Source organism: Flagellimonas lutaonensis (genome assembly GCF_000963865.1).
Taxonomy (GTDB): domain Bacteria; phylum Bacteroidota; class Bacteroidia; order Flavobacteriales; family Flavobacteriaceae; genus Flagellimonas_A; species Flagellimonas_A lutaonensis.
Genome location: NZ_CP011071.1, coordinates 3,098,370 through 3,113,427 on the forward strand (window position 1 = coordinate 3,098,370; position 15,058 = coordinate 3,113,427).

A 15,058-nucleotide genomic window follows, 5' to 3' on the forward strand; every position below is an offset into this window, starting at 1 on the left:
CGCTTAATAATTTGAACAGGATATCCCACATTATTGTTGTTCTTGGTCTTCTGTGCATTGCTAAGGGCACTGCACAACACATCAACCAAGTGACTGCGACCATTGACCACGAGACCAAGGAAGTACACATCAAACAACGTATTACCTATTGGAACATGTCTGGCCATGGGCTATCGTCTATTTATTTCAACGACTGGAACCATTCGTACTCCAGTAAAAGAACGGCATTGGCCAAGCGCTTTGCAGAAGAATTCAACCGTGGGCTTTATTTTGCCAAAGATGAGGAACGGGGGCGCACGACCATTACCAGTGTGGTTGACCATGAATATGTGGGGCTGCATTGGGAAAGGACCAACCAAAGGGATATCGTTAAAATTACTTTGGATAAGCCCCTACCGCCAAATGAGTCTGCGCAACTGTTTATAACCTACACCCTAAAACTGCCCCACAGCAAGTTTACCGACTATGGTTTTTATGACCACGGCGGGTATTATCTGAAAGACTGGTACCTTACCCCTGCTGTTTTTGACGGTGAATGGAAATTGTACTCAAACAAGAACCTTGATGACCTGCACACCGATTTGGCCGAGACCACAGTCAATCTAATCTATCCTTCGGGGCTTTTTGTGGCTTCCAATTTTGACAGTAGTGGAAGTGCTTCGTTTCCGGGCGGGCAGCAGATTTCGTTACGGGGCAGTCAGCGCAAAAGCTGTGAGATCATACTCACGCCCGAAAATACCTTTACCAAGCACGTAACACCCTATTTGACCATAGCCACCGACATCGAGTCGGCCAAATACAATGAGATTGCCCAAGGCATTTCAATAAATATGATTGCTGAATTCTTGCATGAAAATTTAGGGAGTTACCCCCACAATACGTTGTTGGTCAGTGAAATACAGTACAATGACAGTCCGTTGTACGGTTTGAACCAACTACCCTCTTTCATCCGTCCGTACGAAGAAAAATTTCAATTTGAGATGAAGGTGCTGAAAACGGCACTCAACAGCTATTTGAGGGAGACACTTTTCTTTGATATTAGAAAAGACCGCTGGGTAAACGATGCCATTGCCAACTATCTAATGATAAAGTATGTTGAGAAATATTACCCCGATCAAAAGCTGATCGGAAAACTGGCCAACATGTGGGGTATTCGCAGTTTTCATTTGGCCGATATGGGGTTTAATGAGCAATACGCCTTTTTTAGCATGCTGGCGGCAAGAAAAAACATCGACCAAGCACTCAACACGCCCAACGATTCTTTGATAAAGTTCAACCAAAAAATCGCCAATCGATATAAGGCGGGCCTCGGGCTGGCCTATTTGGCCGAATATGTGGGAGAAGAAAGAATCGACAGCACCATTCTCGACTTCTTCAATGTTCACAAATTGGATTCCAGAATTAAGGTGGAAGATTTCAAGAACGTGCTTGAGCAATGCTCTGACAATGAGCTTGATTGGTTCTTTGATGAATATGTGAGTACCCGTAAAAAGATTGACTACAAAATCAAGAGCATTGAAAAGACCGATGATTCCATCACCTTTACCCTAAAAAACAAACGGGGTACCAAGGTGCCCATTTCGCTGTTCGGCTTGAAGAAAGATTCGGTGGTCTCAAAATATTGGTTTACCGATATCGATAGCTCAAAGACCTTTACCATTCCCAGAAATGGTGAAGACCGTCTGGTACTGAACTATGACCAAAAAATACCTGAATTCAACCAACGTGACAATTGGAAGACACTGAACGGATTTTTTTCGAGCAACAAACCGTTAAAATTCCAATTTTTCAAAGACACTGAAGACCCTTATTACAACCAAGTATTTTATGTTCCTGTGGCCAACTTCAATATTTATGACGGAGTTACGCCGGGTCTTCGCATATACAACAAAACTTTTCTTGAGCGCCCTTTTCAGTTCGACATTGCCCCGACATATTCATTTTTGGAAAGGACATTGGTCGGCAAGGCAAGTCTGAGGTACCGAAAGTACCATGGTAAAAGTGGCCTGTACGTGTCAAACTATCAATTACAAGGTTCCACGTCGCATTTTCAGGTCAATTCCCGTTTTTCTACCCTGACACCGTCCATCTTGCTGGGTTGGCGACCAGACAACCTGATTTCGAACCGAAGGCAATTTTTGCTGTTCAGGCACCGAAGTGTATTTCGCAACATTGACGATGCCATTGCCGATGACATAGACACCGACCCAGACTATAATATTTTCAACGTTCGTTTTCAAGACATAGACAACGATATCATTAATTATAAGTCATGGTGGCTCGATGCCCAGCATTCAAGCAATTTCACCAAATTGGCCTTTGAACTCGAGTACCGGTGGCTGTATGAGAACAACCGCCAGTTCAATATCAGGTTCTATGCAGGAAAGTTTCTGCGCAACAAGACCAATTCAGACTTTTTTAGTTTTGCCCTTGACCGGCCCACAGATTATCTTTTTGACCTAAACTATCTGGGCCGCTCAGAAGACTCGGGTATTTACAGCCAACAGATCATTATTGCCGAAGGCGGGTTCAAATCAAAATTGCCCGACCCTTTCGCCAATGATTGGATAGCAACCACCAATGCCAGCATCAATCTGTGGCGATGGATAGAATTGTATGGCGATATGGGTTTTTTGAAGAATAAGGGAGAAAATACCCGATTTGTCTACGATTCTGGTATCCGATTGAATTTTGTGACCGATTACTTTGAGTTGTATTTCCCCCTACACTCCAACAATGGATGGGAAATTGGCCAGCCCAACTACGGCGAGCGCATTCGGTTTGTGGTAACCATTAGTCCGCGTACCCTGACCGGTCTCTTTACCCGAAAATGGTTCTAGCCACCATTGCGATATTTTCAAAATAGAAACACAAAAACCATCGGTTTTTGATGAATCTTTTATTTATTTACAATAAATTATCATATTGTGAAATTTTTAGCGTTTTTATTGATTGAAAAATTCATAGTTTTTTGTTAATTTCGCGTCGAACTTCTACATAAAGCTTAATGAAGCCCAATCAAGAGACCAGCAATGAAATTTCGTTCGATGATTTTCAAGAGCAAATCTTGAAAGATTACGAGATTGCGGTCACTAGCCGTGAGTGCAGTGTCTTGGGTCGACGTGAAGTACTGACCGGAAAGGCAAAGTTTGGCATTTTCGGCGATGGTAAAGAGCTACCACAACTAGCCATGGCAAGGGCGTTTCAAGACGGTGATTTTAGAAGTGGTTATTACCGCGACCAAACCTTTATGATGGCACTGGGCCATTTGGGGCCCAAAGAATTTTTCCATGGCCTTTATGCCACCCCTGATATAGGCCTGGACCCCATGAGTGCCGGGCGTCAAATGGGAGGCCATTTTGGCACCCACAGCCTTAATGAAGATGGCACATGGAAAGACCTTACCAAGCAAAAAAACAGCAGTTCTGATATTTCATGCACAGCTGGCCAAATGCCAAGACTCTTGGGGCTGGCCCATGCCTCTAAAATATACCGTCAGGTAAAGGGTATTGACCAAACCAACTTTTCGAAAAATGGCAATGAGGTCGCATGGGGCACCATAGGAAATGCAAGTACCAGTGAGGGGCATTTCTTTGAAACCTTGAACGCCGCCGGGGTCATGCAGGTTCCGATGGTCATCAGTATCTGGGATGACGAATATGGTATTTCCGTTCCGGCGGAATACCATACCACAAAGGGTGACATTTCCGAAGCTTTGAAGGGCTTGCAACGTGATGAGAACAATAAGGGCTTTGAAATATTCAAGGTGCCGGGGTGGGACTATACCGCACTGATCCATGCCTTTGAAAACGCAGGTGAAATCGCGCGCGAAGAGCATGTTCCCGTGCTGCTCCATGTAACCGAACTAACACAGCCACAGGGGCATTCTACCTCTGGTTCGCACGAACGATACAAAACACCCGAAAGGTTGCAATGGGAAAAAGAACATGACTGCAACCGAAAGTTCAGAAACTGGATACTTGAGAATGGCATCGCTACGGAAGAGGAGCTAAAGGCACTTGAAAAGGAAATCAAGCAAAGGGTCAGAAAAGCCAAGAATGAGGCATGGGCCGATTTCTTGCGACCCAACATTGAAGAAAAGAACAAATTGATCCACCTGTTGGATGCCATGGCGGCCAAAAGCCCGAACAAGGCCTTTATCAACAAAGTGAAGAATGACTTGGTCGCCATTCGAGAACCCTTGAAAAAAGATGTTGCCTCCCACGGTAGAAAGGCCTTGAAATATGTATTGGGTGAAACAACGCCCGAAAAAACCGCCCTTCAGCAGTGGATCAACACGTATCTAGATAAAACACAGCCCAAGTTCAGTTCGCATCTTTACAGTGAACTTCCCAATAAGGCGACCACGGTGCCGGCGGTACCTCCTGTGTATACTGAAAATCCTGAGGAGGTAGATGGCAGGATCGTTCTTCGAGACAATTTTGACAAACTTTTTGACAAGTATCCGAACGCCCTGATCTTTGGTGAAGATACCGGTAGAATTGGTGATGTGAACCAAGGTTTGGAAGGCTTGCAAAAGAAATATGGTGAGTTGCGAATTGCGGATACCAGCATTCGTGAGGCGACCATAATTGGCCAAGGCGTCGGACTTGCCATGCGCGGTCTCAGGCCCATAGCCGAGATACAGTATCTCGACTATATTCTTTATGGCCTGCAGATCATGAGCGATGATCTTGCCACACTATTGTATAGAACCGTGGGCAAACAAAAGGCACCGTTGATTGTCAGAACCCGAGGGCATCGCCTAGAGGGCATTTGGCACTCTGGCTCACCCATGGGCGGATTGATCCACTTACTAAGGGGCATGTACATACTTGTGCCCAGAAACATGACCCAAGCCGCTGGTTTTTACAATACCTTGATGAAAAGCGATGAGCCAGCTCTCGTTATTGAAAGTCTCAATGGATATCGCTTGAAAGAAAAATTGCCTTCAAACCTTGGGGAGTTCTGTACCCCGATTGGTAAGGTTGAAACGTTGAAAGAGGGTACAGACATTACTTTGGTGTCGTATGGCTCAACCTTGCGGATAGTAGAGGCAGTTGCAAAAGACTTGTTGGAGGTGGGTATAGATGCCGAGGTTATCGATGCCCAATGCCTATTGCCATTCGATTTGGGGCATGAGGTGGTTGAAAGTGTCAAGAAGACCAACAGGCTTTTGGTAATCGATGAAGACGTGCCAGGAGGCTGCTCGGCATATCTTGTCCAACAGATTGTAGAGGTACAGGGAGGGTACAGATATCTCGACAGTGCCCCACAGACACTTGCCTCACAACCGCATAGACCTGCGTATGCCTCTGATGGGGATTATTTCTCAAAACCCAATGCAGAAGATATTTTTGAAAAGGTCTATTCGATCATGCACGAGGCCGATCCCGAGTCGTACCCACAACTTCGCTGATGAACAGTAGATTGCGGTATATGCGCTAAAAATCTATCTTTGTAAAAACTTAAAATCCCCCGAAGAAATGAAAAGGAGTGCCCTAAACCATCTTGCGCTGGCCATTTTGCGCATTGTACCCTCTGCCTTTATGCTCACGCATGGTATTCCCAAATTTAAAAAACTCATTTCGGGCAATATAGAATTTATAAACCCCTTAGGTTTGGGTGAAGCCCCTACCCTATTTTTGGCAGTTTTGGGCGAGTTTGTATGCCCTATTCTTATCATTTTAGGTTTTAAGACCAAATGGGCCACCCTACCCACCATGGCCACTATGGCAGCGGCTGCATTTATTGTGCACGCCCCGGATCCCTTCGCAAAAAAGGAGTTGGCGTTGCTTTACCTTACGATTTTTCTGGTCATCTTTTTGTTGGGCCCGGGTAAATACAGCATTGACAGGAAGTAATCACATTACGTTTACCAGCAATTCTTTGAGCAGATCTGCTTGCGAGGCATTGTAGGCACCAACGCCTTTGCCCTTCATGTCGAGTTTTCGCAGCTCAGAAATAATGTGGCTGACCTGTTTCATCGGGTAGTTTCTTGCTGCCGTTTGAAACTCACCGACAAAATAGGGATTGATTCCCAAGGTCGAAGCGACATTTTTAGACGAATGGTCGCTTAGGCCATGGTACTGCAACAACTGGGTAAAAAAGGTGTTCAACAGAGTGATGGTCACCACAAACGGATTGTCTTTTGGGTTTTGGGCAAAATAATTGATAATGCGCGTGGCCTTTTTCACATTGCGCTCGCCAATGGCCTTTTTTAGTTCAAAGTTGTTGAAATCCTTACTGATGCCGATATGTTGTTCGATCAACTCAGAAGTTATCTCGGTGTCGGCCTCCACCACCATGAGCAGTTTTTTAAGCTCGTTGTCTATTTTGCTCAAATCGGTCCCCAGAAACTCGACCAATAGGGCACTGGCCTTAGGGGAAATCTTTCTTTTTTTACCCGCCAAGGTGCGCCGTATCCAATCGGCCACTTGGTTTTCGTACAGTTTTTTGCTCTCAAAGAGCACCCCCTTCTTTTTAATGGTCTTGTAAAGACTTTTCCGCTTGTCGAGTTTTTTGTACTTGTAGCAGATTACCAAAATGGTCGTGGGCTGCGGATTTTCGACATATGCTACCAAGTTTTCAATGGTTCTGGACAAGTGCTGGGCCTCCTTTATAATGACCACCTGATGTTCGGCCATCATAGGAAAACGCTTGGCATTTGATACAATCTCCTCTATGTTGGTATCCTTGCCGTAAAGGGTCATCTGGTTGAAACCCTTTTCCTCTTCACTCAACACATGGTCTGCAATGTACTTTGCGACTTTGTCGATATAATAAGGCTCATCCCCCATTAAAAAGTATATGGGGTATAGCTTTCTTTCATTGATTTCCTCAACTATTTTCTTTGCCTGCTCCATTTATGAAATACGGGGTTTTTGGTGTTTCCTAAAAAAACAATTTTACGCCAAGGGCAGAACTGGAAAACCAAGGATTAAAAGTAAGCACTTTACCTGTTTTGGCAATGTCCATTACGGCAATATTATGCTTTGTTCGGCCCGTGCGCAGGGTTGTTGGTCTAATTATATCGGAAATAACATAAAAATTCAACATCTTCAACCTACAAGGCTTGATGAAGCTCCCGAAATAAGTTGTCTTATGCGCAATACAAGTTTATCGCTGGTTTTCTGCCTTTTATTGGTTTCATGTGCCGACCAGAAGCTTTATTTGGCCGACAATGGCACATCAGAATATGCAATAGTGGTTGACAACGCTGTGGTGGGCAATGGGTTGGCCAATAAATCGGCAAATGTTTTACAACAACACATCAAGGAAATAGCCAATGTGGATATTCCGATAATTTCAGAGGATGAATGGTCTGGGGAAGGTCCAAAAATTCAGTTGGAATTGCTTGATGGTGCGCTTCCCCATAAAATATCCATTCATAGTGAAGACGACCATCTCTACATTAGGGGCGGATCGCCCTTGGCCATGCAGGATGCCGTTTATGTGTTCTTGGAGATTTACCTGGGCTGCCACTGGTATGCCCCGGGGGTGACAAAGGTTCCAAAACAAAAAACCATAACACTTGGGCCCATAAGGTACGGGTATGTACCGGCCATTACCACCCGTACGGTACATTCGAGACTTTTTTACGAAAACACCGATTATGCCGACCGGCAAAAGGTTACCCACAAAGCCTTTCCGTATTATGTGCCAGAGGCGCGGGTACATACGTTTCATCGGTTCTTGCCCGAAGAAAAATTTTACGAGAAACATCCTGAATTCTATGCATTGCGTGGCGAACGGCGGCTGCCCACACAATTGTGCCTTACCAACGAAACCGTATTGCAAATAGTCAAAGACTCGGTGGCGGCACTTTTTAAAAGGTATCCAGAAGCCACTGTGGTCTCGGTGAGCCAAGATGACAACCAGCAGCATTGTCTTTGCGAAGCGTGCAAGAAAATTGACAGTGAAGAAGGTAGCCCTGCGGGCACCATGGTACGTTTTGTCAATAAAGTGGCGGGAACATTTCCTGACAAAACCATTTCAACCCTAGCTTATCAATACACTAGAAAGCCTCCTAAGACAAGGCCTGACAAAAATGTGCTGATCACCCTATGTTCAATCGAATGCGACCGCAGTGCCCCGATCAGTGAAAAATGTGTCGATTTTGCCAATGATCTGAAGGGTTGGGGCGTGTTGACCGACAATATCAGAATCTGGGACTACACCACCCAGTTCACCAACTTTTTGGCCCCGTTCCCCAATTTACATACACTGCAGCCCAATGTGCAATTGTTTCGTGACAATAACGCCAAATGGGTTTTTGAACAGCACAGCAATAATCCGAGTGAGCTTTTTGAACTTAGGTCATACCTGACCGCAAAATTGTTGTGGAACCCCGATCTGGACATGGATGGCCTAATCACCGATTTTACAGATGGTTATTATGGGGAGGCAGCCACCTACATTCGGCAGTATATCGATTTAATTCATTTGGAGTTGAAAAAAGACCCAGGATTCTTCCTTTTTCTGTATGGCGACCCCTCGGAAGCTTTCGGTTCATATCTGCGCCCTGAACTTTTAGAGGCCTATATGGAGCTTTTTGATCAGGCGGAAGCCGCCGTGGCCCATGCACCTGAAGTTCTCAATCGTGTTAAAATGGCCCGTTTGGGTGTTGACTATGCCGTTTTGGAAGCCTGTCGAAAAGGCATTTCAGATTCCTATCGTTTGCTGGTCACCGTCAGTGCCCAGAAAGAAACCATCAACCCCCTACTGCCCCTACTTCTCGATAATTTTCAGGCAACCTGCCAAAAGAACAATATCACCTTAATGAATGAAATGGGCTATACCGTTGATGAATACGTTCAGGGCTATCAAAGAGCCTTGAAAGTGGCCCAAAAGCCCAACAAGGCCAAAGGAAAAAACGTCATGGCTCTGACGCCGCCAAAAAAGTATGCAGACGAAGACCCCATGGTGCTGACCGATGGAGCCCTTGGGGGCAGCAGCTTTTATGCCAATTGGTTGGGCTACGAGGGAAATGATATGGAAGTAGTGGTCGATTTAGGAACGCCACAGACCATCAGCACTATTTCCATGGCCTTTTTACAAGTCACCAATCACATCGTGTTCTTTCCCACATCGGTGACCTATTATGGCTCAGATGACAATGAAAATTTCACCAGATTGGCCCGTGTTGATAATCCGAAACCATTGCAAAAGAACAGTAAGGTCAATGATATCCATTATTTTGAGTCCTCGTTTTTGCCTCAAAAAGTCCGTTATATCAAAGTAGTGGCCAAGAATACCAAAACGCCCTATTGGCACCATGCGGCGGGCCTGCCTTCATGGGTGTTTGCCGACGAGATCATAGTGGACTGACGCCATGGAAAAAAGTGATGGTGCAATCAAAAAAATTAGCAACTTTGCCCGATGCAGGCATTGAATTTTCCAAGATTTGATTTTCGGTTCAAAAAAGCGGAAGACAACCTCTTGATTTTTGATGTCATCCGTAAAAAATTTGTGCTGTTGCAGCCTGAAGAGTGGGTTAGGCAGCACGTAGTGCATTTTCTGTTGACCACCAAGGGATACCCCAAATCATTGATGAATGTTGAAAAGCAATTGATTGTCAATAAGCTATCGAAACGGTACGACGTGGTGGTCTTCAACCCCGATAGTAGTATTTTTCTCTTGGTCGAGTGCAAGGCCCCGCAGGTAAAAATAACCCAAGACGTATTTGACCAAATTGCGCGCTACAACCGGGGCCTCGGTGCCACCTACCTAATGGTGACCAATGGATTGGAGCACTATTATTGCCAAATGGACTATGTGCTCGAAAAATATACGTTTTTAAAGGAAATTCCTGATTTTAGCCGTTAATTTGCCCTCGTTTTGAAAATTGCCATTGCCATATTGAACTGGAACGGGGTTTCGTTGCTTGAAAGGTACCTGCCTTCGGTGGTTGCCCATTCGAGAGGGGCCTCCATTTATGTCATCGACAATGCCAGCACCGATGGTTCGGTGGGGTTCTTGAAAAAGAATTATCCGCAGATACCGGTCATTGCCAATGAGTCAAATGGCGGGTTTGCCAAAGGTTACAACGATGGGCTTCGGCACATAGATGCCGATGTGTACTGTTTGCTCAATTCAGATGTGCAGGTTACAAAAAACTGGTTGGCGCCCATAGTCGAGGCGTTCGAAGAACATCCAGATGTTGCCATCATTCAACCTAAAATTCTAGATCTCAAAAACAAGGAATATTTTGAATATGCCGGCGCTGCCGGAGGTTTTATCGACAAGTTGGGCTATCCGTTCTGTCGGGGCCGTATCTTTCAGGCATTGGAGAAAGATGAGGGGCAGTATAATGATATAACCCAAATTTTTTGGGCGACCGGCGCCTGTATGTTCATTAAGCGCCAGGTGTTTTTTGAGCTGGGCGGATTCGACGAAACCTATTTCGCACACCAAGAGGAGGTCGACCTGTGTTGGCGTGCCCGGAACGAGGGGCACAAGGTCTTATATGTCGGGCACAGTACCATCTATCATTTGGGAGGCTCTACCTTGAGCAATATGAACCCCAAAAAGACCTATCTCAATTTTAGAAACTCACTGTTCACCATTACCAAGAACCTGCCAAGAAGAAAAGCAGGCCCCATTGTGCTGGCCCGGTTGCTGCTTGATGCGGTGGCCGCAGTGCGGTTTCTTTTTCAACTGAAGCCACTTCATTGCTGGGCCGTTCTTAGGGCGCATTTAAGTTATTATAGGCATTTGCCCCAAATGCTGAAAAAGCGCGAGAAAGCCAAATTTATACTAAAGTACTACGTGACGAAATCCATAGTATGGTCGTATTTCGTACATCAAATAAAGAATTTTAACATTTTAGTAAAAGATTAACGAAGCCCTATCATAGATCGATTACATTTTCTATAATTTTGGGGCGATTTTAAAAACGTAACTGATTAACCACAATAATTTATAGATAACATTATGAAAAAATTGTTTTTAGGAACACTCGGAATCGCACTATTGCTTTCTTCGTGCGTTTCACAAAAGAAGTATGCCGAACTTGAGGCCAAGCACAAAGAAACGCAAGACCTGCTAAATTCGGCCACTGTAAAATTGAACACCTGCCTAGAAGAAAAAGCAACCGCAGAATCACGTTTACAGACACTTGAAGACCAAAATGCCTTCTTAAAGGCCAACAACCAAGAGTTGATCAACAACATGGGCAACTTGACAACGTTAACGGCCAAAGGTGCCGAGAACTTGGAAAAATCGTTGGAAAGTCTTCGTGAAAAAGACTTGACCATCAGAAAATTGCAAGACGCCATTACCCGTAGAGACTCTGTGAACTTGGCACTTGTTCAAAGCTTGAAGGGAGTGCTGGGCAATTTAGACGATGAAGACATCGAAATAAGCGTAGAAAAAGGTGTCGTGTTCGTTTCCATTTCAGATAAACTGTTGTTTAGAAGCGGTAGTTACAACGTAACCCCTGCTGCCAAAGAGGTATTGGGCAAAGTGGCCAAAGTGGTCAACAACAAGCCAGATTTTGAGTTTATGGTTGAAGGCCATACTGATAATGTTCCAATTAGAACCCAATGCCTAGAAGACAACTGGGATTTGAGTGTGAAGCGTGCCACTTCAATTGTACGAATTCTTCAAAACGACTTTGGTGTAGATCCAAAGAGAATGACTGCTGCCGGTAGAGGTGAACACGTACCATTGTTGGATAACACAACAGCTGACAACAGGGCCAAGAACAGAAGAACCCGTATCGTGGTGCTTCCAAAATTGGATCAGTTCTATAGCATGATCGAGGAAGGAATGAAAGACCCTGCCATTGGCGGAGGTGGAAAATAATCCTGAAACCTTTTTAAAAGATAGAAAAGCGGCCTGAAAATGGGCCGCTTTTTTTATAGAATGTCCAAACTGCCTTTCCCTTCCCTAAGCACAGTGGGTTCTCCTTCCGATAGGTCAATGACCGTTGAGGCCACATTGTCGCCATAGCCCCCGTCAATGACCACATCGACCAAATTTTGCCACTTCTCGTAGATTAGTTCTGGATCGGTGGTGTACTCGATTACATCGTCTTCATCCCGTATCGAGGTCGACACGATCGGATTGCCCAGCTGCTCGACCAAGGTTCTGGCAATATTGTTGTCGGGCACCCGAATACCTACAGTCTTTTTCTTTTTAAAATCTTTCGGAAGGTTGTTGTTACCCGGAAGTATAAAGGTGTACGGCCCTGGCAATGCCCTTTTTAACAGTTTAAAGGTTGCATTGTCGATTTGTCTGACATAGTCGGATAGATTGCTCAGGTCTGCACAAATGAACGACCAATTGGCCTTGGCCAATTTTACCCCTTTGATACGTGCAATTCTTTCCAAGGCTTTTGAATTGGTAATATCACAGCCCAGACCATACACGGTATCTGTTGGGTAAATGACCAGCCCTCCCCTGCGGAGTACCTCCACTACCCGCTTGATTTCTTTGGGATTGGGATTCTCTTCATATATTTTGATGAACTCGGCCATTTTTGCTGTCTAACATAATATGATTTTCAATATAAAAAGGCAATGTTCATGGCATCAAATATTAAACGATGTCACTTCGCTCAATCTGACATGATTATTTAAAATATTAAAAATCAGCAATTTGAATAAAAACTTATGTTGAACTCACAGTAACAGAAAAGTTATGACAATACCTCGAGTTTGGCAAAGCGCAAAAGCAGTTTTTTTACATCGCCTTTTTCAAACTGGATCTCGGCCTTTTTGTCATTGCCCACTCCCTCAATTTTCAGGACTTTTCCCTTGCCAAAACGGGTGTGGTTCACCAGGGCCCCTTCGGCGAGGTTGGGGTCGATTACAACATCGCTTTTTGTGGGTGTCGACAATTCGGGCTTTATTTTCCTTAGCCTTCTCAACTGATTTTCATTTGGTCCGACCACTTTTGGAGGGGTTCCGTTCTTAGGTTTTACCTGCCGCAACTTGCCCTTATCGACCTCACCAAAAATATCGGCGTTGATCATCGATTTGTAACGGTATCCATCATTTATCGGAGTGAGGTTTTCAACATACTGTTCTTCGATTTCTTCCAAAAAACGACTGGGTTCGGCATCGATCAGCTTGCCCCAACGATAACGGTTCTGGGTATAGGTCAGATGGGCTTGTTTTTCGGCACGGGTCAAGGCTACGTAGAATAGCCTCCGTTCTTCTTCGAGCTCACTTCGCGTGTTCATGCTCATGGCCGAGGGAAACAGATCTTCTTCCATTCCCACGATATACACATACGGAAACTCCAATCCCTTGGCCAAATGTATGGTCATGAGCGCAACGCGGTCATCATCGCCGATATCCTTGTCTAGATCGGTGGCCAGCGCCACATCTTCCAAGAACTCTGTCAGGTCGCCTTTGGCCTCGGCCAGCTCTTTTTGGCCCTCCACAAAGTCTTTGATACCATTGAGCAACTCTTCGATATTCTCCATTCGGCCTATGCCTTCGGGCGTGCCATCTTTTTTGAACTCCATCAAAAGACCCGACTTTTTGGCCACATGTTCAGCAAGTGTAAAGGCATCGGTCTGTTCGTTCATGATCTGAAAGCTTTTGATCATGGTCACAAAATTCCGAAGCTTGTTCTTGGTGCCTGAATTAATGTTCAAGTCGAGCTTGTCTAAATTCTCCATCACCTCAAATATCGAACGGCCATAATGGTTGGCCGCCACCACCAATTTATCAATGGTAGTTTGCCCGATACCCCTTGCCGGGAAATTGATGACCCTTTTCAGGGCCTCTTCGTCTTTAGGATTGATGATCAGGCGAAGGTAGGCGAGCACATCTTTGATTTCCTTGCGTTGGTAAAAGGAAAGTCCCCCGTAAATACGATAGGGAATATCACGCTTGCGAAGCGCATCTTCGATGGCCCTCGACTGAGAGTTGGTTCTGTAGAGCACCGCAAAATCACCATTCTTGAGTTGGTGCTGCATTTTATTCTCAAAAATGGAGCTTGCCACATAGCGCCCCTCTTCTGCATCTGTGGGGCTTCGGTGTATCTTTATTTTGTTGCCCTCGTCATTGGCCGTCCAGACTACTTTCTCCAATTGGTTCTTGTTTTTGGCGATAATGGAGTTGGCGGCATTTACAATATTTTTGGTAGAGCGGTAATTCTGCTCTAAACGGTAGACGGCCACATCGTCATAATCACGTTGAAAGTTGAGGATGTTGCTGATGTTGGCACCTCTGAACGAATAGATACTCTGGGCATCATCGCCCACCACGCAAATGTTCTGGTAGCGGTCGGCCAGGGCCCGCACAATGAGATATTGCGAGTGGTTGGTGTCTTGGTACTCGTCTACCAAGATGTATTTGAACCGTTCTTGGTACTTCATTAAAACCTCTGGAAAACGGGTCAGCAGTTCATTGGTGCGCAGCAACAGATCGTCAAAGTCCATGGCCCCAGCCTTAAAGCAACGCTCCACATAGTTTTGGTAAATTTCGCCCAATCGTGGGCGCTTGGCCATGGCATCGGCCTCCATCAATTCAGGATTCTGAAAATAGGCCTTGACCGTTATCAGACTGTTTTTGTAAGACGAGATGCGGTTCTGTATCTGCTTGTACTTGTATATGTCCTTGTCCAAGCCCATTTCCTTGATGATGGATGCAATGAGCCGCTGTGAGTCCTGCGTGTCGTAAATAGTGAAATTGCTCGGAAAACCAAGTTTATCGCCATCATACCGGAGAAGACGGGCAAAAATAGAGTGAAAGGTGCCCATCCAAAGATATTTGGCCTCCGATTCGCCCACAATGTAGGCAATTCGCTTTTTCATTTCGCGTGCCGCTTTGTTGGTAAAGGTCAATGCCAAAATATTGAAGGGGTCAACGCCTTGTTGCATCAAATAGGCAATGCGATAGGTCAATACCCGTGTCTTTCCCGATCCCGCACCGGCAATCACCATCAAGGCCCCGTCTTTGTGCAACACAGGTGCCTTTTGTGCATCGTTCAGTTCGTTCAGATAGTTCATGTTATCGGCATTTGCGCTTACCAGCAAGTGAAATTAGCCATTCTTCCGATTATCGGGAAATGGAACGGGCATAACTTTTAAACAGGCTCG

General features: G+C 45.1%; 10 protein-coding genes. 7 read left to right on the top strand and 3 right to left on the bottom strand.

The window, feature by feature from the left end; translation table 11 throughout:
- Positions 1 to 11: 11 nt before the first annotated feature.
- From VC82_RS14340 to VC82_RS14350, 3 genes are all read left to right on the top strand, one after another.
- On the top strand, positions 12 to 2,840 hold the full coding sequence (locus VC82_RS14340) for a gluzincin family metallopeptidase (RefSeq protein ID WP_313777703.1): 2,829 nt from the start codon (positions 12 to 14) through the stop codon (positions 2,838 to 2,840).
- 167 nt (positions 2,841 to 3,007) lie between these two features.
- The gene (locus tag VC82_RS14345; RefSeq protein WP_045802975.1) at positions 3,008 to 5,419 is read left to right on the top strand and encodes an alpha-ketoacid dehydrogenase subunit alpha/beta; all 2,412 of its coding nucleotides are present in this window, start codon (positions 3,008 to 3,010) and stop codon (positions 5,417 to 5,419) included.
- A 67-nt stretch (positions 5,420 to 5,486) separates the two neighbouring features.
- On the top strand, positions 5,487 to 5,864 hold the full coding sequence (locus VC82_RS14350) for a DoxX family protein (RefSeq protein WP_045802976.1): 378 nt from the start codon (positions 5,487 to 5,489) through the stop codon (positions 5,862 to 5,864).
- Here the strand turns inward: VC82_RS14350 and holA are convergent, their stop codons facing one another.
- The gene (gene holA / locus VC82_RS14355; RefSeq protein ID WP_045802977.1) at positions 5,865 to 6,866 is read right to left on the bottom strand and encodes a DNA polymerase III subunit delta; all 1,002 of its coding nucleotides are present in this window, start codon (positions 6,864 to 6,866) and stop codon (positions 5,865 to 5,867) included.
- A gap of 238 nt (positions 6,867 to 7,104) precedes the next feature.
- Here holA and VC82_RS14360 point away from each other — a divergent pair, with 238 nt between their 5' ends.
- The 4 genes from VC82_RS14360 to VC82_RS14375 all read left to right on the top strand — a co-directional run bounded on the left by VC82_RS14360 (position 7,105) and on the right by VC82_RS14375 (position 11,808).
- A complete protein-coding gene (locus tag VC82_RS14360) occupies positions 7,105 to 9,330 on the top strand; it encodes a DUF4838 domain-containing protein (protein WP_045802978.1) in 2,226 nt (741 codons plus the stop codon).
- A 51-nt stretch (positions 9,331 to 9,381) separates the two neighbouring features.
- Positions 9,382 to 9,828 (top strand): type I restriction enzyme HsdR N-terminal domain-containing protein, encoded by a 447-nt coding sequence (locus VC82_RS14365; protein ID WP_045802979.1) that lies wholly within the window; start codon positions 9,382 to 9,384, stop codon positions 9,826 to 9,828.
- A gap of 12 nt (positions 9,829 to 9,840) precedes the next feature.
- Positions 9,841 to 10,842, top strand: a complete 1,002-nt coding sequence (locus VC82_RS14370; RefSeq protein WP_045802980.1) for a glycosyltransferase family 2 protein — start codon at positions 9,841 to 9,843, stop codon at positions 10,840 to 10,842.
- 93 nt (positions 10,843 to 10,935) lie between these two features.
- On the top strand, positions 10,936 to 11,808 hold the full coding sequence (locus tag VC82_RS14375) for an OmpA/MotB family protein (protein ID WP_045802981.1): 873 nt from the start codon (positions 10,936 to 10,938) through the stop codon (positions 11,806 to 11,808).
- A gap of 53 nt (positions 11,809 to 11,861) precedes the next feature.
- On the opposite strand, the gene VC82_RS14380 is transcribed toward VC82_RS14375, so the two are convergent.
- Together VC82_RS14380 and VC82_RS14385 are read right to left on the bottom strand one after the other, a co-directional pair.
- Positions 11,862 to 12,482, bottom strand: coding sequence for an L-threonylcarbamoyladenylate synthase (locus VC82_RS14380; protein ID WP_045802982.1), 621 nt, complete (start codon positions 12,480 to 12,482; stop codon positions 11,862 to 11,864).
- Positions 12,483 to 12,643: 161 nt separating this feature from the next.
- Positions 12,644 to 14,968 carry an ATP-dependent helicase gene (locus VC82_RS14385; RefSeq protein ID WP_045803489.1) on the bottom strand — a complete coding sequence of 775 codons (2,325 nt, stop codon included), beginning with the start codon at positions 14,966 to 14,968 and terminating at the stop codon, positions 12,644 to 12,646.
- Positions 14,969 to 15,058 lie beyond the last annotated feature (90 nt).

Coding starts and splice junctions, on each gene's coding strand:
- VC82_RS14345 (WP_045802975.1), top strand. CDS start 3,008: ATGAAGCCCAATCAAGAGACCAGCAATGAAATTTCGTTCGATGATTTT.
- VC82_RS14360 (WP_045802978.1), top strand. CDS start 7,105: ATGCGCAATACAAGTTTATCGCTGGTTTTCTGCCTTTTATTGGTTTCA.
- VC82_RS14380 (WP_045802982.1), bottom strand. CDS start 12,482: ATGGCCGAGTTCATCAAAATATATGAAGAGAATCCCAATCCCAAAGAA.
- VC82_RS14385 (WP_045803489.1), bottom strand. CDS start 14,968: ATGAACTATCTGAACGAACTGAACGATGCACAAAAGGCACCTGTGTTG.
- holA (WP_045802977.1), bottom strand. CDS start 6,866: ATGGAGCAGGCAAAGAAAATAGTTGAGGAAATCAATGAAAGAAAGCTA.
- VC82_RS14350 (WP_045802976.1), top strand. CDS start 5,487: ATGAAAAGGAGTGCCCTAAACCATCTTGCGCTGGCCATTTTGCGCATT.
- VC82_RS14365 (WP_045802979.1), top strand. CDS start 9,382: ATGCAGGCATTGAATTTTCCAAGATTTGATTTTCGGTTCAAAAAAGCG.
- VC82_RS14375 (WP_045802981.1), top strand. CDS start 10,936: ATGAAAAAATTGTTTTTAGGAACACTCGGAATCGCACTATTGCTTTCT.